Origin of the sequence: Murdochiella vaginalis (assembly GCF_902381775.1) — a bacterium.
Taxonomy (GTDB): Bacteria; Bacillota; Clostridia; order Tissierellales; family Peptoniphilaceae; genus Murdochiella; species Murdochiella vaginalis.
Genome location: NZ_LR698969.1, coordinates 91,251 through 111,264, shown reverse-complemented (window position 1 = coordinate 111,264; position 20,014 = coordinate 91,251). Strand labels below are relative to the sequence as shown.

The following is a 20,014-nucleotide window of genomic DNA, read 5'->3' as shown; positions in this document are numbered from 1 at the left end:
GAAAACCGTACAATAGGACAAATGAGGGCGAGGGCAGGAGCCATTCGCCCTTTTCCTATGTTAAAATAAGGCATAACGAGAGGAAATAGAAATTTAAAAAACGCTATGGGAACAAAGGAGATAGAACGATCATGGGATTAAAACAGGAATTGCTCAACAAAATTGAAACGCGTTCCATTCGCGTCGGTGTGGTGGGCTTGGGTTATGTCGGTCTTCCGCTGGCGGTAGAGAAAGCGCGCGCCGGCTTTGAAACCATCGGCTTTGATGTACAGGATGAAAAAGTCAACATGGTCAACGCCGGTCATAATTACATCGGCGACATTGTTGACGATGATTTAAAAGCATTGGTCGAAGCCAAAAAGCTCCGCGCTACGACAGACTTCAGCTTTATTCACGATGTGGACTTTATTGCCATTTGTGTGCCGACGCCGCTGGATGCGCATCAGCAACCGGATATCAGCTATGTACAGACCTCTGCCGAAAACATTGCCAAGCATTTGAAGGCGGGCACCATGGTGGTTTTGGAATCCACGACCTATCCGGGAACGACAGAGGAGTTGGTGAAGCCAATTCTGGAAAAGGGATCCGGCCTTCGCTGTGGAGAAGACTTTTATCTCGGCTTTTCGCCCGAGCGTGTTGATCCAGGCAACAAGCAGTTTAAGACCAAGAACACGCCGAAAGTCGTTGGCGCCATCGGAAAAGATGCAACCGAAGTGATTGCCAAGATGTATTCCACTGTGTTGGAAGGAGAGGTCTATCCCGTTTCGTCTCCTGCCGTCGCCGAGATGGAAAAGATTTTGGAAAATACGTATCGAAACGTCAACATCGGCCTAGTCAACGAATTGGCCATCCTTTGCCATCGCATGGGAATTTCCATCTGGGAAGTCATCGATGCGGCGAAGACGAAGCCGTATGGCTTCCAGGCGTTTTATCCCGGCCCGGGCTTGGGCGGACATTGCATTCCGTTGGATCCGTACTATCTTTCCTGGAAAGCGCGAGAATACGGTTTCCATACATCCATGATCGAATCCTCGATGATGGTGAACGACAAGATGCCGGAATACACGGTGGATCGTGCAGCGCAAATGCTCAACCGCCACAAGAAGCCGCTCAACGGATCCAAAGTGTTGGTGCTTGGCGTGGCATACAAGAATGATATTGATGATTACCGGGAAAGCCCGGCCATTCGCGTGCTGGACATCCTGCGGGAACGTGGAGCCGACGTGGAATTCTTTGATCCCTACATTCCGTCTTTTCGTCACCAGGGAAAAACATACACCGGTATGACTGCTTTAACGGAGAAAGATGTGGCGGATGCGGATCTGATTTTGATTACCACAGCTCACCAGGCGTATGACTATCCGATGATTCTTCGTCAGGCGAAGGCCATCTTCGATGCGCGCAACGCGATTCCCGACGCGGAACAATATGAAAATGTTGAAACGCTGTAATTGCTGTGTCCTTCAAAGCTCATCAGGAATGCCTACAGTAGTCGGAAAGATTTGTTTCCCGCTTTTGCAAGACCCATCACCCAAGGAGGGATGGCATGCGCATCTGGATCGTGAATAATTACGCTATACCACCTCGATTTGGCGGTTTAGTGCGGCACTTCTATTTTTCCAAATATCTGCGCGCCAAAGGGCATGATGTGCGTATTTTGACCGGCAGTCAAGTGCACAATACGACCTATAATTTCGTCGATTCCGGAAAACTTCTAAAGGAAGTAACGTTTGACGGTGTTCCGTATACGTATGTGCATACCATGGGCTACACGAAAAACAATTGGCGTCGCATCGTGAATATGGTACAATTCTCGTTCCGTTGCAAAAAAGCAATGCGGAAATTGATGGCGGAGGGCGAACGTCCGGATGTGATCTATGCTTCGTCGCCGGTTCCCTTCTCATCCAAGAGCGCGATGTCCTTTGCTAAACGAAATCACATTCCCTTTGTGTTTGAAGTGCGCGACCTTTGGCCGCAATCTCTGGTGGAGTATGGGAATCTGAACGCCAAGCCGTATACGAAACCGATTGTAGCAGCGCTTTATGCATTGGAACATACACTCTATCGCGGGGCGGATCGCATTGTGTTTACGATGTCAGGCGGATTGCGCTATTTGCAAGATCGCGGTTGGAACGATGTCGCTTCGACCAAGTGTATTCAGGTCAACAATGGTGTTGATTTAGAGGAGTTTCGTCGCAATCAGCAACAGGTCCATTATGCGGATGTAGAATTGGACGACCCATCTACCTTTAAGGTGGTATATATGGGCTCTATTCGGATGACCTATGACTTGGATGTGATGTTGGATGTGGCGAAACGCTGTCAAAAGGAATTGCCTCAGGTGCGGTTTTTGTTCTACGGGGGAGGAACGGAACTTTCGCATCTTAACGAGCGCGTCTCGAAGGAGCAGATCACAAATGCTGTTTTCAGGGGCAAGGTAAGAAAAGAGGAGATCCCCAGCATTCTCATGCGTGCCGATGCGACATTGGCACATAATCGTGCTACAGCCATTACCCATTACGGTTCCAGCAACAATAAGCTGTTTGAGTACCTTGCTGCCGGAGCTCCGATTCTTTCCACGGTAAAAACGGAGGAATCGCTCGTTGTAAAGCATAATATTGGCATTGAGACAGAGGATCAGAAAACGGAGACCATTGTTTCGGCCCTCTCGAAACTAACCCGATTAACGCCGCAGGAGCGCGACGCGATCCGCATACGGGAAGAAAAGCTAGTCAAGGAGTATGATTATTCTCACTTGTCGTTGCGGATGGAAAAGCTTTTTCAATCCTTGATAGAATAGCGGGGATGTACGGAAAATATATCGCAAACAGCGCTTTACACACGGATGATAAAGTGCAGATGAGAGAGGTCATGGATGGATACTGTCGATTTACTTTACATCACTTTTGTTGATCTGAAAGGACCGGCGAACTCAGGGTCCAGTGTTCGGCCGCAGCAGATGCTTCGCGCTTTTCGCGAAATTGGCTGTAGCATCAAGATATTGGATGGCTGGCATAACAATCGAAAAGAACGCCGTTCCCATGTCAGGGAGATCATGCAATGGCTGGATACGCATCATGTTCGTTACTGTTATGTAGAACCTCCGGCGGGGCCTTTTTTTGTACGCGAGGACTTGATGCTCCTTAAGAAACTTCATAAAATGAGTGTCCCCATTGGCCTTTTTTATCGAGATATTTATTGGCGTTTCCCAGAACAGTTTACAGAGATCAATCCGCTGAAATTTTTTATCATTCAATGTTTACAGAAGCGAGACCTCTCTGTCTTTAAAAAAACCGTTTCACTTTTCTATTTTCCAACAGACCAAATGGCTAAAATAGCGGATTTTGGCATGCCTTATGATGTTTTGCCGCCCGGCGCAGAAGTTATGAAGGAATCCGGACAGAGTGAGGAGGATGACAAGCGCATCCTTCAAGAGGATATACTGACTCTTTTTTTTGTAGGAGGTTTGTCTCCTGGATATGGCTTTGATGTTCTGCTTGATGCAATGAAAATCATCAATCGTGATGCACTGAAGCTTCGACTCTTGGCGGTATGTCGTGAACAAGAATGGCTTGATTTTCAAAAACGCTATTCATTTGTACAACCAAATTGGCTGGAGATTCATCACGTCTCCTTTGGGAATGGCTTGGAAGAATTGTACAGAAAGGCAGATCTTGGCGTTTTACCGATACGAAAGTCGATATACAGAGATTTTGCTATTTCGGTGAAACTTTTTGAGTATATTGCGCATGAAAAACCGATTCTTTGCACCAATGTGGACGCTATGTCGCAGATTGTGCAAGAGAACGATTTGGGGTGGATTTGTAAAGATACGGCGGAAGATATGGCGAAAGCGTTAGAGGACATTATTGCGAACCGTCCCATGATGATGGAAAAAAAAGAAAATATAAAACAATTTTTGCCTGCAAATACATGGAAGGCGCGCGCAAGGAAGGTGTTTTCCACGCTGGAGAGTGTAAACAAGAAAAACAAATAGAGTTTGCTTGATGGATCATACATAAAAGTTGCTAGGGAAACAAAGATATAACGCATCTATAACAAAGACACGGCGAATCTATAATGTGAAATTTTATGCTGGACATTCGGATGTGTCAGGTGTATATACGGCTTAGCCATATCCCGTGGAACTGTACTACTACACACAGCAAGGAAAATGGGAGAAAGAACAGAATGCCGGGTTTTTTTATAACAAATGAAAAAAATGCATCCACTGCGTTTCGCAAAATCGCAAGAACGTCTCTTCTACATGATGATGCCATAGTAGACGGTTGGACCGTTTCCCGCGATGTGTTGGATCGTTTTGGCGAACACAAAGTGTTTTTTGAAGATGCGGATATCCTTGTCATTACGGACGGGATTATAACGAATGCACATCATTTGGGCATCTTGGAACATCCGGAAGGACTGGGCGGATGGATTCGTGATCAGCGAAAGACGGATCCTCTGTTCTTTAAGCGCTTCTGCGGTTCTTTTTCCGGCGCGATCTGGGATCGAGAAGCGAAAGAATGGACGATTTACACCTCTCCAACGGGGGATCGTGCTGTTTTTTATTGGCTGGATGCCGAAAAGCAACGTGTTATTGTCGGCTCTCAAATGAACTTTGTCACCGATACCATGAAACGTCTTGGAATTCCTCGTGTTCCCGATGAACAGGGGCTTAAAAATTTCCTCAATTTTGGCTATTTCACCGATACGCATACGGGTGTGCAAGGCGTTCGACGTCTTTACCCCGGCGACTATTTAAGCTTACGCGCTGCTTACGCCGAGACAAAGTCGTATATCACGTTTGCAGAAAAGAATCTTCCGGATAAAAATATCGAAGCGGCGATCACCTCCCTTCACGAAGCGTTTATGTCGACCTTGGAGGATGGCGTATTTTGGAATCAACGGTACGGGTATACGGGTTTAGTCGATTTAAGTGGTGGAGCGGATACGAGGATCATCTATTTTGCTTTGCAACATCTCGCCCCGAAGTCATTTGAGACGTTGACATATGCACAGATAGGGAGCCGCGATCACACGATTGCCAAACGCATCGCACAGGATGCGAATACGCCCTGGCATTTCATGGCACTGGATTCTCCGCAGTTTCTGACCGAAGTGGACACATTGATGTTGATGAATAACGGGGTCAGCTATTATTTTGGGATAACCGGGGGAAAACAGATGCTGGAGAAGCTGGCATCTTCACAATATGGTGTGGAATGGACGGGTATCGCGGGCGATATTCACGAAGGTTCCATGCTGACGGAAAATGGAGAGCAGGTTCCGCAGGTCAAAATAGAACGTTTTCGATTATCCAGACATTTCCCATATATGCCGACGAAGGGAAATGCAGATATCGGTCGCTTTGCCACCAATGATCGGTTCTGGTTTGTTACACGCGGCTTTTTAGCGGCCGCTTCGACCAATTTTATTCGGCAGTACTACACAGAGCCTTTAATGCCATTGGTAGACAACGCTTTTTTGCGCGAGTTGTTTGACATTTCTTGGAAGCAACGTGTTCATGATAAAATACAGATGCGTTGGTTGAAACGGGAATTTCCGGAAAGTGTAAAGTATCCGCATTCCGGAACCGGTTTGCCTTTATCCCGTGAATTTTATCCGTGGCACGTCCTAGAACGAAAAATTCATACGGCGTTTTCTGTGATAAAGGCCAAAAGAAAAGGAACGCCGACAGTTAATAACATGAACCCTTTGGATTACTGGTGGGAGACACAAGAAAAAATCCGAGAGGAACTCATTCGGTATTATCGCGATTCCATTTCGGCGGTACGGGGCGAGGAGATGCAAAGCATTGTGCGCGAACTATTTGAACGGGGTGCCCATTTTGTCGATCGCGGATTAGCCCTTTCGATCATCTCCTATTACAAGAATTATTTAGATTAAGAAGTAAAACAAGAGGATGAATATGATTGTAACGTTAACGGCGGGATACCCTTTCGGAGGGGAACCGTTTTTAATTTCAGAGGATCTATACGCTCCAAAGGATCTGATTTATTTGGCCTTACATCCCTCAAAAGAGGAGAACCAAAGCTGCCATCGCGGTGTACGGATTGCTGAAAAACGTAATATCTTCAGTATGGTCGCATGGGCGCTGCGTGGCCTGGTAGATCCACTTGTTTGGCGAGAAATGGACTGGATGAAAACACATCATAAACTTTCTCTTCATAATTTCGGCGTGATGCTTAGCTACTATGCCTATGCGAAACGATGCTACCGTGAAATATATCGATGGATGAAGCATGAAAATCTATTGCGAGAGGATACCATCATGTACTCGTATTGGATGGTAACCCAGGCAATGGTCTGTGCACTGGTCAAACGCAAAGTGCCGAATATGCGTATTTTAACGCGATGCCATGGCTATGACATTTATGAATATCGTTATCCGGGAAAATATCTTCCTTTTCGCGATTTTATTTTCCGTTCGATGGATGCAATTTGCCCTATCAGCGCAGATGGAGTACACTACCTCGAGCAAACCTATCCGGATAGCATCGATAAACGTAAAATTTCCCTGCACCGTTTGGGCACATTGGAGAATGGCATGACGCCTCCCGGAGGAGAAGGCGAACCGTTTCGACTCATTTCCTGCTCGAATATGATTCCCTTAAAGCGAATTCACCTTCTTATTGCCGCGTTATCGAAACTTGGAAAACCCGTTGAATGGGTTCATTTTGGTGACGGCCCGTTGATGGAGACATTGCAAAAGCAAGCAAAAGACTTCTTGTCGCAAACGCCCGTGCAGTATATATTTAAGGGGCATGTGCCAAACGATGAGGTTTTACAGTATTACCGGAAACATCATGTTGATGGTTTTATTAATGTCAGTGAGACAGAAGGCGTGCCGCTTTCCATCATGGAGGCTCTTTCTTTCGGCATCCCGGTCATCGCAACCAAAGTGGGCGGAACCGGGGAGATTGTCTTTCCCGGTTTGAATGGAATCCTTTTGCCTAAGGATTTTAAACCATCTCAACTGGCCGATGCCGTCCGGGAAATAATGGCGCAATCGGATGAAGAGCGCAACACAATGTGTAGAAATGCCCGCGAAAGTTGGGAGAGGAACTGTAGCGCTGAGAAGAATTATCGCGACTTTTATACCATGGTCCAAAAGCAGTGAGAGCAACCCCATGGTGTTCGACAATACTTTGGATGGAAAAGTAGTAAGGAGATATGTGTGAATCGCTTCATTCAGTTTCACGAAACACAAAATCAAAAACTGCAACAGTATATTGCTAAGCATATTCCAAATATACTGATAGAAAAACGGGAAAAACTTTTAGACATTAGTTTTTATTTTATGCTGCTTTTTTATACTGTGTGGGCTAATTTCTACAACTTTTCCTTTGGTCTCCGGTTACTTGTCTGTGGCGCGGTTTTTCTTTTTGATCTGATTCTGTTTTGTGACTCGCATCCCGTCCCGATGTTGCACAATGATTTTTGGACCATCGCTTTTTATCTTATGGGAATAGGAAGTCTTGCTACAGCCATTGTAGTTCGAGGAAAGGCGTATTTCTTATTATCCCTTGTATGGCTGCTTCTCTATCCTTTTGCAAGAGGCGTTTTAAAGCACGATGTCTTTCACTTGTGGCTGAAGCGATATTGCATTACCTTGTGCCACTTTTTTGTCGCCGTTGTTTTCATTTCCCTCCTCTTGTCCCCTTTAACGGAAAGCCAGTATGGCGGAATCTATACCGATCCGAATGACTTGGCGATGATTTGCGTCATGGCGATTGTTAGCAATTTTTATTTATATCGTATTGAAGATGTAAAGAAAAAAGGGCGGCATTTGCTTTTTTCCATTGTCGCTACAACCTTGATCTTTTTTTCGCGTTCCCGGACGGGCATGGTGATGATGTTTTGGGTGTATGCTCTTCTTCTCGCGTATTTATCGGTCCACAAAGAAGTGGTGTCGGGAAAGATTTCCAAGTTTGTTGCCGGCAACGTGCTGTGCTATCTGGCATTATATCTTGTTCTTTCCTATGGCACGCCCCTTGCGGCACATACCATTTATCCCTTAATTAATCCCGCTTATAAAGAGCAATTGCAACGCCAGGAAGGTAAAGAGATTACCTTTGAGGAGTCGCTGGCCCTGCTCCTCCAAAAGAGCATGAAAGGCGCGGGAGACAATCAGGATGTGAGTTCCGGGAGAATGCGGATTTGGCAAGCCGGAATGAAAAAAATGTCTGTCTTTGGTCATTTAGATGAACGAGTATTCGTGAGGGAATACGGCTATCGAAAGATGTTGCTACATAACGCACCTTTACAGATATGGTACTCTACGGGCGTTTTGGGCATGGCCGGCTATGTGCTATTAATGGTCGATGCGGCAAAAAAATCATTGAGGAGCATGAAACGTTTTTCCAGGTTGACGATGGAGAGCGTTACCGTGTTGTCATTTTTAGGATGTTATGCCTTATATCTGTTCTTCTTTTCTTCCTATCATCCTTTCGCATCTCCTCTTACATGGATCGCCTTTTTTGCTTCGATGGCGCCTCCTATTGCAAGAGATGATGTAATAGGAAGGAAAAAAGAGAATGCGTGAAATCCTTAAAAAATTAGCATCAACGGGGTTTTTACACATTTTCTCCTCCGAAGTATTAAATAAAATTATTGTCTCTTGCAGTGGAATTATTGTCGTCAACTTTCTTTCCAAAGAGGTGTACGGCATTTATTCTTATGCAATGAACATTTTGAGCACATTTCTAATTTTTAGCGGATTTGGCGCCTCATCCGCTCTAATTCAGTTAGGCAGTGAAAATCTGAATGATATAGAAAAGCAGGAGCAATTTACACGGTTTAGTTATCGTTTCGGGATGGCTGTCAATTTTGGCCTATTTTTTGCGATTCTAGCTTTTTGCATGTTTTTTTCGTTTCCCATTCCTGGAGCAAAAAATGTGCTGCTTCTTTTATCGTGTATGCCGCTATTTTATTTTACGGTGGAAACCATTCAGATTTATTTTCGCATTCACCTTCGTAATAAACAGTTTTCGTATTTAAATACGGGAATTGCCGTCGCAAATTCCTTGATGTTAATTATCGGCGCATTAACGAATCGACTGCCGATTTTAATTTTGCTCCGCTATCTGGGGTATCTTGGAGTTATATTCGTTACCATTGCTTTAACGCGACCGTCGTTCCTTCAGCATGACTTTCTTCCGCTGCGTAAAGAGCGAACAATGGGGAAGAATGACATTTCTCTGTCACCGTTAACAAAGGCGGAGAAGAAAGAATTTTTTTCCATCGGGCTCGTTTCGCTTTTTAATAACAGCGTATCCAGTCTGCTTTACATCATTGACGGCTGGCTCATCGGTTCCATTATTGCCGACTCTACCGTATTGGCAGATTATCACACGGCGACACTGATTCCCTTTGCGATGACGTTTGTTCCTTCCGCCATTATTACGTACGTCTATCCCTATGTGGCAAGCCATCACGAAGATATTCCTTGGCTTAAGAAGAATGTGACCAGGTTGTATGGCATTATGGCTGGGGTGAATGGCTTGATCAGTCTTGGCCTTTATTTCTTTGCACCTTGGATTTTTGCTATTTTATTTCCCGGCTATACCAATGCCATTCCGATTTTTAGGGTTTTGTCGGTCGGCTTTTTCTTTTCTGGGACGTTTCGCATCTTGTCCGGCAATGTTTTAGTCATGTTGCATCGACTGAAAGTGAATAGTGTTGTGGCAGTCATATCCGGCTTGTTGAATGTGCTATTGGATTACTTTTGGATTAAACAATATGGATCGATTGGTGCCGCCTATGCCACAACAGCGATCTACATTATATCCGGTGTATTGAGCACCGCATACGTTGCGTATTATATCTTTCGGCGTCCCTCCGGAACGAATACGATGGAATAAGGTATAATAAGACAACAAGAGTGGTCGGATGGAGGAACATATGAAGATCATGACCGTAGTGGGGGCCCGTCCGCAATTTATCAAAGCGGCTGTCGTGTCCCGCAAAATTCGTCAACAACAGCAAGAGATTCTGGTGCATACGGGGCAGCATTATGATGCCAATATGTCGGATGTTTTTTTTACGGAGCTTTCGATTCCGAAGCCGGATTACAATCTTGGCGTAGGCAGCGGAAGCCATGCGCACCAAACCGCCGCGATGCTGACGGGAATTGAAGATCTTATTTTTAAAGAAAAGCCTGATGCGATGTTGGTTTATGGAGACACCAACTCCACCCTCGCTGCGGCGTTAGCCGCTTCGAAGCAATTGGTGCCGGTATATCACGTGGAGGCCGGTTTACGCTCCTTCAATCGTTCCATGCCGGAAGAACAAAATCGCGTAGTAACCGATCACCTCTCGACACTTTTGTTTGCTCCTACCCAAACAGCCGTAGACAACCTAGCCCGGGAAGGCTTGACGGAGGGAGTTTTTCAAGTCGGGGATGTGATGTGCGATGCGGTTTTGTTTTACACCTCTTCCATGGAAAAACAAAACACAAAGGATGTCTTTTCTTCCCTGCGCGTGATTCGAGGCTCCCTTGCAGGAATAGAACATTGGATTCTCGCCACCATTCATCGCGCAGAAAATACGGATACGCCGGAAAAATTGCGAGAAATCCTAAAAGCTTTTGAAGATTTTCCGGTACCGGTTCTCTTTCCGGCACATCCGCGAGTACGAGAAATGGCCGTGAAACTGAGCGAAGAGGAAGGCTTTCGCAATACCGTGCTGGTGGAACCTGTAGGGTATTTGGAAATGCTATTTTTCACAAAGTATGCTGACAAGGTTGTTACGGATTCCGGCGGTTTGCAGAAAGAGGCCTACATCTTGCACACCCCCTGTGTTACCGTACGAGAACAGACGGAATGGGTGGAAACCCTGCGTGGAAACTTGAACATTCTTTCACGACCGATTGCCGCCGACATTGTCCGGAAAGCATTGGAAACGAGCATTGATGAGGATGCGTACTATCCTTACTACGGGCAAGGAGATGCGGGCGATCGCATTGTAGAAATTCTATCGAACAGGGGAGGAAGCAAATGAATTACGCCTTAATCGGTTGCGGACGCATTGCCATCAATCACGTGTATGCAGCCAAAAATAATCATCTGCACTTTGTTGCTTTGTGCGACGTACGACGAGCGAAAATGGATGCGCTCTTAACGCGTGGTGAAGTGGACCCGTCCACCGTGGCACATTATACGGATTACAAAAAAATGTTGGATGAACATCCGGAAATTGAGCTGGTCTCCATTGCGACGGAAAGCGGCTATCATGCCGAAATCGCGCTGGAATGCATTCGCCGCGGAATTCATGTCATTATTGAAAAACCGATGGCCATGTCGCTTGCCGACTCCGATCGCATTATCGCCTTGGCGGAAGAAAAACATGTTAAGGTATCCGCTTGTCATCAAAACCGCTTCAATGTAGCCATTCAACATGTTCGTGATGCCATGGACGAAGGCCGCTTTGGACGTCTGTCACACGGCACCATCCATGTGCGCTGGAATCGCAATCGCGGTTACTATGAACAGGCGCCCTGGCGCGGTACATGGGAAGAAGACGGCGGCGCATTAATGAATCAGTGCATCCATGGCATTGACCTGTTGCGCTGGATGCTGGGCGATGAAGTGGTAGAAGTCGTCGGCCGCACGCGTCAGCAGTTTCACGACTATTTGGAGGCCGAAGATCTGGGCACTGCCATCGTCACCTTTAAAAATGGCGCCATCGGTATCATTGAAGGCACCACCAATGTATATCCGCAGAACTTGGAGGAATCCCTCTTCCTCTTCGGAGAAACGGGAACCGTGAAAGTTGGAGGAAAATCCACTACGGACATCGAGGTCTGGGACTTTGCCGATCATCGTCCGGAAGATGACGGTTTAGTCGGAATGAAGGAACCCACATCAAACATTTACGGTAACGGACACACGCTGCTTTTCCATGATATGATGGAGGCAATTCGGGAGGATCGTGCACCGTATGTGGACGCCTACGCGGGTCGCCGGGCACTGGAGCTCGTGCTGGCCATTTATAAGAGTCAAAAGACAGGAGAGGCGGTCAAGCTACCCCTTACGGATTTCGCTTCGACGGATATGAAGGGGATCTTCGGCGAAGGATCGCTGGAATACGATCCGCATGCGCCCATCGTGGAAGCCGACTGATCAGAAGAAACATGCACTTAACATTGCTATCTTTGTGGAAGAAGCGTGAAAAGTACGAAACAGCGGGAAGGAGAGCCTATGCCCGACTATTTTGTTCATGAATCGAGTTATATTGACGAAGACGTTGAAATCGGCGAGGGAACAAAGATTTGGCATTTTTGTCATATTCAATCCGGCGCACGCATCGGAAAAGGGTGCAGTTTCGGGCAGAACGTCAACGTTGGCAACCGTGTACGGATTGGCAATGGCGTAAAAGTGCAGAACAATGTCTCGTTGTATGAAGGGCTCCGCCTGGATGATGATGTGTTTTGCGGCCCCTCTTGCGTTTTTACGAATGACTTGAATCCGCGGGCGGCGTATCCGAAGGGAAGCGTCGGTTACCATCCGACGCATTTGGAAAAAGGCGTTACGCTGGGCGCAAATTGCACAGTGGTTTGCGGCCATACACTCCATACGCAGGCCATGGTTGCCGCGGGCGCTGTCGTCACAAAAGACGTTCCCGCCCATGCGTTAGTAGCCGGCGTGCCGGCAAGGCACATCGGCTGGGCCTGCACGTGCGGGCATATTTTCTACGATACGGATCTGGATGCACAAGGTAGATACCGCTGCCCGGACTGCGGAAGGGTTCTGGAAAAGGACGGCGAAGGCTTAAAAGAAACACAGGCATGAGGAGGATCCATGCAATTTATTGATTTGGGGCGGCAATATGAAGCCGCAAAAGAACGTATTGATCAGGCCATCCGCGATGTGGTAGACGGTCGTCATTTTATTATGGGTCCGCAAGTACAAGAATTGGAAGAACGGCTTGCCGCCTATGTGGGACGCAAGTACTGTCTCACTTGTTCCAGTGGTACCAGCGCCCTGTATCTTCCGCTGCTTGCTTATGGCGTGAAGCCGGAGGAAGCCGTGTTTGTCTCCAGTTTCACGTATTTTGCTTCGGCGGAAATGATTCGCTTGGCCGGCGCGACACCGATCTTTATTGATTCCGATGAAACCTATCTGATGGATCCGGATAAGCTAGAAGAGGCGATTGAGAAGACGCTTGCCGAAGGAAAACTACGTCCTCGCGGCATCATGACAGTGGATTTGTTTGGCTTGCCCTGCGATTACGATCGCATTGAAGCCATTGCGAAGAAGTACGACTTGTTCCTGTTGACCGACGATGCGCAGGCGTTCGGCGGCACGTATAACGGCAAGCAGAGCTGCGCTTTCGGTGATGTGTCGGCAACCTCCTTTTTCCCGGCAAAGCCCTTAGGATGCTACGGCGACGGCGGAGCCATCTTTACCGATGATGAGGAACTTTATAAGTTGATGCATTCTTTGCGCGTCCATGGCCATGGCGCATCCAAGTATGATAACGTGCGCATCGGCATCAATGCACGTCTGGACACCATACAGGCGGCGATTCTCTTGGTGAAGCTGGATCTGTTGGAGGAAGAAATCAAAAAGAAGAACGAGCTGCGGGAGCGCTATGACGCAGTGTTGAAGGATACGTTTGAAACGCCCATCATTCCGGAAGGACGTACGACGTCGCTTGCGCAATATACTATTTTGACCAAAACGCCGGAAGAGCGGGCCTATTTATTGGAAGAAATGCCAAAACAGGGCGTTCCGGTGATGGTGTACTATCCCATTCCCATGCATAAACAGCGTGCGTTTGCCGACTTGGCATATGCACCGGAAGCGTTGCCCGTATGTCATGATCACAGCCAGCGTGTGTTAAGCCTCCCCATGCATGCCTACATGAAGGAAGAAGAGTTTGAAAAAGTCACGTCCACGCTGCTTCGCCTGACAAAGCAAGTGCGCGCGGAGCGCGCGTAACAAGGAGAACGCATGAAAGCAAAAACGCGTAATCTTTTTTCCTGGCGACGGCTTGCCGCCATTATCCTGGATATTCTATTTGTAAATATTGCCTATTTCGGCTCCATGTGGATACGCTTTGACTTTCGCTACAGTCTCATTCCCTATGAGCTGAGCAAGAATCTGATTACAGCAGCGCCGCTCTTTACCGTCTTAGCCCTCGCACTATACAGTGTGTTTAAGCTGTACCAGTCTCTGGCTGCCTATGTCGGCTTTCCGGAAATTGTACGCAGCTTTTTAGCGAACTTAGTGTTCGTGTGCATGCAATTCGGTATTATGCGTCTGACATTTGGAGATCTTTGGATTCCCAACGGATTCTATCTCATCGAGTTTTTCCTATTGTTTACAGGGGTAACAGCGCATCGCTTTTTATATCGTTTCCAGCTTTTAATGGAGCGGGCTTTACTGAAGAACGCTGTCGAAGATAACGGCATTCCGACCTTGATTGTCGGCGCCGGAGAAGCCGGGCGCACGCTGATTCACGAGATGAATGTTTCCGAAAAGGTGAAAAACCATGTGGTCGCTCTCATCGACGACGATGTCACCAAGCATGGTCGCACCATTGAAGGCGTGAAAATTTTCGGCGGCAGGGAGCAGATTGAGGAAGTGGTTCGCCAATTCGGCATTAAAGAGATCATTTTGGCGTTACCTTCCGCATCCCGTCAGCAACAGCGCGAAATTTTGGAGATTTGCCAGCGCACCGAAGCCAAGATGAAGATCGTTCCGGGCATTTACCAGATTATTTCCGGGGAAGTGTCCGTGAGCAAGGTGCGTGATGTCTCTCTGGACGACTTATTGGGCCGTGAAGCGATCCAGATCAATACGTATGAAGTGGGCAATTATCTGCAAGGAAAACGCGTCTTAGTGACGGGCGGCGGCGGCACCATCGGCAGCGAGCTCTGTCGACAGATTGCCCGCTTTCAACCGAAGCAGATTCTCATCGTGGATGTCAACGAGAACGGATCGTATGATGTTCAGATGGAAGTAAAGCGCCATCATCCGAAGGTGGATATCCGCATCTTGATCGGCTCCATTCGTGACAAAAAACGTCTGGACGACATCTTTGATACGTATCGCCCGGAGATCGTTTTTCATGCTGCTGCACATAAACATGTGCACCTCATGGAAGCAGCGCCCCATGAGTCAATCAAAAACAACGTGATCGGCACACGAAACGTTGCGGAGGTGGCCGATCGCTATGGTGTAAAGCGCTTTGTCCTGATATCCACGGATAAGGCAGTGAACCCCACGAGTATTTACGGCGCCGGAAAGCGCATTTGCGAGATGATTATTCAGGCGTTTGCGGATCGCTCCCAGACGGATTTTGTGGCGGTGCGTTTTGGAAACGTCCTGGGCTCCAGCGGTTCGGTGATTCCGCTGTTCAAAAAAGAAATTCAGGAAGGCGGTCCGGTGACGGTGACGCATCCGGATATCGTTCGCTTTTTCATGACCATTCCGGAGGCGGTTTCGCTGGTGCTGCAAGCGAGCTGCTTTGCCAAGGGTGGTGAAATTTTCGTACTCGACATGGGAGAACCGGTGCGCATTCTCGATATGGCGAAAAAATTGATTCGCCTTTCAGGCTATAAAGTCGGGGAAGATATTGAAATTGTCTTTACCGGTCTGCGTCCCGGTGAAAAACTGTATGAAGAAGTGCTGATGAGTGAAGAAGGACTGCGCGAGACCAAGAACCGGCGTATTCGCGTAGCAGAGCCGTTGCGTTTCGATCGCAACCGTTTTGAAACGCAATTAGACGGATTGGAAGCACTCATTAGGGACGAGAAAACCAACGTGTATGATGCCGTGGCGGACATCGTGGACACGCTAAAAGTGCCCATTGAAGGGATCCCCGTGGATTATAAAGAGTATCAAGAAGAGGGTAAGGACGCCTTAGAGAAACGTGTGCGAGAAGAAGTGCATAAATACGACCATCTGCCGCCGCAATAGTCGGAAAACGAAGAAAGATGGTCATCCGGTCCAAGCAAGAAAAGAGGAACGCATGGAACAAATAAAAAAAGTGGCCTTCTCACCGCCGGACATTCGGGAAGAAGATATTCAAGAGGTCATAAAAGCATTACGCTCCGGTTGGATTACGACCGGCCCGGTTACCAAGGATTTTGAGCACAAGTTGGAAGCCTATACGGGCGCAGAACGCGCTGTGGCACTAAATTCGGCTACGGCCGCGCTGGAACTAACGCTTCGCGCCTTGGGCATCGGCCCGGGGGATGAGGTGATCGTTCCGGCTTACACCTATACGGCCACCGCCTCAGTGGTCACGCACGTGGGCGCAACGCTAAAGATGGTCGACAGCTTGCCGGACTCTATTTTCATGGATCCGGCCGGCATCGAAGCGGCGATTACGGAACGTACGAAAGCGATCATCAGCGTAGATTTGGCTGGAATTATCGCCGACTATGATGCGGTGTATCGCATAGTAGAAACGAAGAAAAACCTGTTTCATCCGACCTCCGCGCGTCAAGAAGCGCTGGGACGCATCGCTGTCGTTGCCGATGCCGCACATTCTTTGGGCGCTCGCCAAGGCGAAAAGCGGGCTGGCGAAATCGCTGATTTCACCTGTTTTTCGTTCCATGCCGTTAAGAATTTGACCACGGCGGAAGGGGGAGCATTGCTGTGGCGTAAGGGGCTGCCGTTTGATACCGATGAGCTGTATCACGAGCTGCAGCTTTGGAGTCTGCATGGCCAGAACAAAGACGCGCTCGCGAAAGAAAAATTAGGCGCTTGGGAATATGATATTGTGATGCCGGGTTATAAATGCAATATGCCGGACACCTTAGCGGCGTTGGGTGTTTCGCAATTAGCGCGTTATGAATCGGTGTTGGAGCGGCGTCATGCCATTGTGTCGCGCTATCATCATGAACTGGTGGAGCCCTTCGGTTTGCAGGATTTGGCGCATGCGAGTGCGAAGCATCGCTCCAGTGCCCATCTCTATTTGCTTCGCCTTCCGGGCTATTCGGTCGAAGAGCGAAATACGCTCATCCAAAAAATGGCCGAATACGGTGTGGCTACGAACGTGCATTATAAGCCGTTGCCGCGCATGAGCGCGTATCGCAATTTGGGTTTCTCCATTGCGAACTATCCCCATGCCGACGCACTGTATCAGAATGAGGTTACGCTGCCGCTGAATACGGTGTTAACGGATGACGATGTCCAATACGTCATCGAGACGTTTAAACGGGTCTATCGTGCCAAGTAGGACGCGTAACGTTCGTCGCACAGAAAAAGAAGAAAACGAAAACCATGAGACTGAAACCATTTGCCGAGCTGCCTGCCGCTTTTCAGCGAGAGGAAGTTCGCCCATATTACGAGTATTTGGTGCAGAAGCACCTGCAACTGACGATCAAGCGGATGATCGATGTGGTGCTGGCGTTATTGCTTTGCGTGCTGCTATCGCCGTTTCTTTTGTTGACCGCTATAGCGATCAAGATCGATTCCAAAGGACCGGTGCTCTATCGTCAGGAGCGCGTGACCCAGTACGGCCGTCATTTTTTTATATATAAATTTCGCACGATGGTCGCCAATGCCGATAAAATAGGGGCGGCGGTGACCAAAAGCGATGATTCTCGCATTACGCGGGTGGGCCGCGTGTTGCGCAGGTTGCATTTTGACGAATTTTCACAGCTTTTTAATGTGCTGAAGGGCGATATGACCTTTGTCGGCGTTCGTCCGGAAGTGCCGAAATTTGTTGCACACTATACGCCCGAGATGTGGGCCACCCTATTATTACCGGCAGGATTAACCTCCCGATGCAGTATTGCCTATCGCAACGAAAACGATAAACTGGAAGGGGTGAAGGACCCTGAAAAAGTATATCTGGAAGAAATTTTGCCGGACAAGATGCGCATAAACCTAAGAGAAATGCGAAAATTTTCGCTTTTGCGTGAAGCAAAAACGCTCTTTGATACGATTCTTTGTGCCTTTCATTAAACGAGACGACACGCCGAAAACCGGATACGGAGGAGATCATGAAAAAACGAATCGGAATTTTGACCAGCGGCGGCGATTGCCAGAGCCTGAACGCCACCATGCGCGGATTTGCGAAGGCAATTTTCCGTATGAATCCGGATACGGTTATTTATGGCTTCGTCAATGGCTATTGGGGATTGATGTATAACGAATACCTGGAAATGGAGCCGAATCAGTTTTCAGGACTGCTCACGCGCGGGGGAACCATTCTGGGAACCAGTCGGCAGAGCTTTAAGGAGATGGCGTCGCCGGATGAAAACGGCATGAATAAACTGGAGCTCATGAAAGCAACCTACGCGCGCCTGCAGTTGGACGCTCTGGTCGTTCTTGGAGGTAACGGTTCGATCAAATCGGCACAGCTCTTATCCGAAAACGGATTAAACGTCATCGCCCTGCCGAAGACGATTGATAATGATTTGTACGGAACCGAGCTGACGTTTGGCTTTCATTCCGCACTGGATGTTGCTACATACGCCATTGACTGCGTGCATACCACAGCTGCTTCGCACAGTCGTGTATTTATCGTAGAGATCATGGGACATAAGGTCGGCTGGCTGACCCTGTATGCCGGTATAGCCGGAGGAGCGGACATCATTTTGCTACCGGAAATTCCCTATTCCGTGGATGCCATTTGTCGAGGCATTGCCCGCCGTCGCAGCCAGGATCATCGCTTTACCATTATCGCAGTGGCAGAAGGCGCCAAATCCATAGAAGAAGCGCAGTTGAGTAAAAAGGAATATAAAAAGACGATTTCAGAACGAGACACGACTTCGGTAGCCTATCATTTAGCCACTGAAATTGAAAAAAATATCCAAGCCGAGGTGCGCGTGACCGTTCCCGGACACATGCAGCGCGGCGGTTCGCCGACACCCTATGATCGCTTGGTGGCGACACGTTGCGGAGCGGCGGGCGCCGAAGCGGTCATGGAAGGTCGGTTCGGTGTATTGGTGGTCTTTCAAAATGGGGAAACGGCCACAATTCCGCTGGATGAAACGGCAGGAAAGCTAAAAACGGTGCCGACGGATCATCCTCTCATTCGCGAAGCGCGTGCGATGGGAATCAGTTTTGGATCCGAAGAAGACGAATAACGAAGCGGAAACAAAATCGAAAGGAGGAAGAGGTTGCGAAACGAGGAATACAAACCGATCCAACGAGACGATCGGACAAAACGTATGAAGCGAGCCAATGTAGACGAAACGAAGCGGATCAAGACGCGCCCACTGAAGTGGAAAGCGCTTCGTCCGGATGCGGCGGATGAAAAGCGTGCGCCTGTAGAAAATCCCGAAAAAAAAGGAAAACAAACAGCTCCACCCAAGCCTCTTCCCCGCACACGTCCCGGCGATATGCCGGCGATGGATGCACTTATTCGTAAATCCGAAGCGGAGCAATTGCGCAAGCGGCGTGAGGCGGAAAAACGTCGTCGGGAAGCGAGAGCGAAGAGCCCCGTAGCGTCGTCGAGCAACCGAAAAGAAAAAGAAGCCGTCGTGCGTGCACAAAATTCCGCAACAGGCCTGAGCAATTTTTCATCAAATCCTGCGGTTTCCCGTATGACGATTGCCGTGGGCACCGTCGCCTTTTTGCTGCTGGTGCTTTGGTTTTCCGCATCGTTCTTTATTGATGCGATGAGCGAACGTCCCCGAGGAAATGCGCAGGAATCCTCTGCACAGGAGAGTGTATCGCAAGCCTCGGAGTCTTCGTCTGTTTTGACAAGCAGTGCATCACAGGAAGAATCGGGATCCGAAGAGATTCCCAAACCCGTTACAGAAGGCAAAGCCAATAATCAGAAACCGGATACGTGGATCGGCAAAACGTTCCTCGTCGAAGACAGTGCGAATGTGCGAAGCGATGGCGGCACGCAGAACCCCGTTCTCTTTACGGTGAAACCCGGAGAGAAATTCATCGTGAAGCAGGCAAAAATGGTGGATGATGCTGCTTGGGTACAGGGGATCGCCGTCAAAGCCGACGGTTCCAAGCAGGAGGGATGGATTTACTCCTATTGTTTAGACAGGACGCCGCAATAAGCCGTA

General features: G+C 48.2%; 16 protein-coding genes. All 16 read left to right on the top strand.

Translation table 11 applies throughout. The annotated features are described in order from the left end of the window. The first annotated feature begins 131 nt into the window (after positions 1–131). Positions 132–1,451, top strand: coding sequence for a nucleotide sugar dehydrogenase (locus FXY30_RS00460; protein ID WP_071704875.1), 1,320 nt, complete (start codon positions 132–134; stop codon positions 1,449–1,451). 95 nt (positions 1,452–1,546) lie between these two features. Further along, on the top strand, positions 1,547–2,800 hold the full coding sequence (locus tag FXY30_RS00455) for a glycosyltransferase family 4 protein (RefSeq protein WP_071704874.1): 1,254 nt from the start codon (positions 1,547–1,549) through the stop codon (positions 2,798–2,800). Positions 2,801–2,875: 75 nt separating this feature from the next. Continuing rightward, positions 2,876–3,997: a glycosyltransferase family 4 protein gene (locus tag FXY30_RS00450; protein ID WP_071704873.1), complete on the top strand. Its 1,122-nt coding sequence runs from the start codon at positions 2,876–2,878 to the stop codon at positions 3,995–3,997. Between the two features lie 194 nt (positions 3,998–4,191). After that, the gene (locus tag FXY30_RS00445; protein WP_071704872.1) at positions 4,192–5,910 is read left to right on the top strand and encodes an asparagine synthetase B family protein; all 1,719 of its coding nucleotides are present in this window, start codon (positions 4,192–4,194) and stop codon (positions 5,908–5,910) included. Between the two features lie 22 nt (positions 5,911–5,932). Beyond that, a complete protein-coding gene (locus FXY30_RS00440) occupies positions 5,933–7,144 on the top strand; it encodes a glycosyltransferase (RefSeq protein WP_071704871.1) in 1,212 nt (403 codons plus the stop codon). A 57-nt stretch (positions 7,145–7,201) separates the two neighbouring features. Continuing rightward, complete coding sequence (locus FXY30_RS00435; protein ID WP_071704870.1) at positions 7,202–8,569, top strand: O-antigen ligase family protein; 1,368 nt, start codon at positions 7,202–7,204, stop codon at positions 8,567–8,569. Then, complete coding sequence (locus FXY30_RS00430; protein WP_071704869.1) at positions 8,562–9,887, top strand: lipopolysaccharide biosynthesis protein; 1,326 nt, start codon at positions 8,562–8,564, stop codon at positions 9,885–9,887. The genes FXY30_RS00435 and FXY30_RS00430 overlap by 8 nt, the downstream gene beginning before the upstream one ends. A gap of 40 nt (positions 9,888–9,927) precedes the next feature. Further along, a complete protein-coding gene (gene wecB, locus FXY30_RS00425; protein ID WP_071706025.1) occupies positions 9,928–11,025 on the top strand; it encodes a non-hydrolyzing UDP-N-acetylglucosamine 2-epimerase in 1,098 nt (365 codons plus the stop codon). Continuing rightward, positions 11,022–12,146, top strand: coding sequence for a Gfo/Idh/MocA family protein (locus FXY30_RS00420; protein WP_071704868.1), 1,125 nt, complete (start codon positions 11,022–11,024; stop codon positions 12,144–12,146). Before wecB ends, FXY30_RS00420 begins: the two co-directional genes overlap by 4 nt. A gap of 78 nt (positions 12,147–12,224) precedes the next feature. Then, a complete protein-coding gene (locus FXY30_RS00415; RefSeq protein ID WP_071704867.1) occupies positions 12,225–12,815 on the top strand; it encodes an acyltransferase in 591 nt (196 codons plus the stop codon). A gap of 9 nt (positions 12,816–12,824) precedes the next feature. Then, entirely contained in the window at positions 12,825–13,967 is a 1,143-nt protein-coding gene (locus tag FXY30_RS00410; protein ID WP_071704866.1) for a DegT/DnrJ/EryC1/StrS family aminotransferase, read from the top strand. A 12-nt stretch (positions 13,968–13,979) separates the two neighbouring features. Continuing rightward, positions 13,980–15,950: a polysaccharide biosynthesis protein gene (locus FXY30_RS00405; protein ID WP_071704865.1), complete on the top strand. Its 1,971-nt coding sequence runs from the start codon at positions 13,980–13,982 to the stop codon at positions 15,948–15,950. A gap of 52 nt (positions 15,951–16,002) precedes the next feature. Continuing rightward, positions 16,003–17,217 carry a DegT/DnrJ/EryC1/StrS family aminotransferase gene (locus FXY30_RS00400; protein ID WP_071704864.1) on the top strand — a complete coding sequence of 405 codons (1,215 nt, stop codon included), beginning with the start codon at positions 16,003–16,005 and terminating at the stop codon, positions 17,215–17,217. 44 nt (positions 17,218–17,261) lie between these two features. Next, positions 17,262–17,948: a sugar transferase gene (locus FXY30_RS00395; protein WP_172619969.1), complete on the top strand. Its 687-nt coding sequence runs from the start codon at positions 17,262–17,264 to the stop codon at positions 17,946–17,948. Positions 17,949–17,986: 38 nt separating this feature from the next. Continuing rightward, positions 17,987–19,075 (top strand): 6-phosphofructokinase, encoded by a 1,089-nt coding sequence (locus tag FXY30_RS00390; protein ID WP_071704863.1) that lies wholly within the window; start codon positions 17,987–17,989, stop codon positions 19,073–19,075. Between the two features lie 33 nt (positions 19,076–19,108). Continuing rightward, positions 19,109–20,008 (top strand): SH3 domain-containing protein, encoded by a 900-nt coding sequence (locus tag FXY30_RS00385; protein ID WP_071704862.1) that lies wholly within the window; start codon positions 19,109–19,111, stop codon positions 20,006–20,008. Positions 20,009–20,014: the final 6 nt, after the last annotated feature.

What these genes read in the sequence shown, in the direction of transcription:
- FXY30_RS00410 (WP_071704866.1), top strand. Translation starts at nt 12,825, where the DNA reads ATGCAATTTATTGATTTGGGGCGGCAATATGAAGCCGCAAAAGAACGT.
- FXY30_RS00405 (WP_071704865.1), top strand. Translation starts at nt 13,980, where the DNA reads ATGAAAGCAAAAACGCGTAATCTTTTTTCCTGGCGACGGCTTGCCGCC.
- FXY30_RS00460 (WP_071704875.1), top strand. Translation starts at nt 132, where the DNA reads ATGGGATTAAAACAGGAATTGCTCAACAAAATTGAAACGCGTTCCATT.
- FXY30_RS00395 (WP_172619969.1), top strand. Translation starts at nt 17,262, where the DNA reads ATGAGACTGAAACCATTTGCCGAGCTGCCTGCCGCTTTTCAGCGAGAG.
- FXY30_RS00415 (WP_071704867.1), top strand. Translation starts at nt 12,225, where the DNA reads ATGCCCGACTATTTTGTTCATGAATCGAGTTATATTGACGAAGACGTT.
- FXY30_RS00400 (WP_071704864.1), top strand. Translation starts at nt 16,003, where the DNA reads ATGGAACAAATAAAAAAAGTGGCCTTCTCACCGCCGGACATTCGGGAA.
- FXY30_RS00390 (WP_071704863.1), top strand. Translation starts at nt 17,987, where the DNA reads ATGAAAAAACGAATCGGAATTTTGACCAGCGGCGGCGATTGCCAGAGC.
- FXY30_RS00450 (WP_071704873.1), top strand. Translation starts at nt 2,876, where the DNA reads ATGGATACTGTCGATTTACTTTACATCACTTTTGTTGATCTGAAAGGA.
- wecB (WP_071706025.1), top strand. Translation starts at nt 9,928, where the DNA reads ATGAAGATCATGACCGTAGTGGGGGCCCGTCCGCAATTTATCAAAGCG.
- FXY30_RS00430 (WP_071704869.1), top strand. Translation starts at nt 8,562, where the DNA reads ATGCGTGAAATCCTTAAAAAATTAGCATCAACGGGGTTTTTACACATT.
- FXY30_RS00455 (WP_071704874.1), top strand. Translation starts at nt 1,547, where the DNA reads ATGCGCATCTGGATCGTGAATAATTACGCTATACCACCTCGATTTGGC.
- FXY30_RS00445 (WP_071704872.1), top strand. Translation starts at nt 4,192, where the DNA reads ATGCCGGGTTTTTTTATAACAAATGAAAAAAATGCATCCACTGCGTTT.
- FXY30_RS00420 (WP_071704868.1), top strand. Translation starts at nt 11,022, where the DNA reads ATGAATTACGCCTTAATCGGTTGCGGACGCATTGCCATCAATCACGTG.
- FXY30_RS00440 (WP_071704871.1), top strand. Translation starts at nt 5,933, where the DNA reads ATGATTGTAACGTTAACGGCGGGATACCCTTTCGGAGGGGAACCGTTT.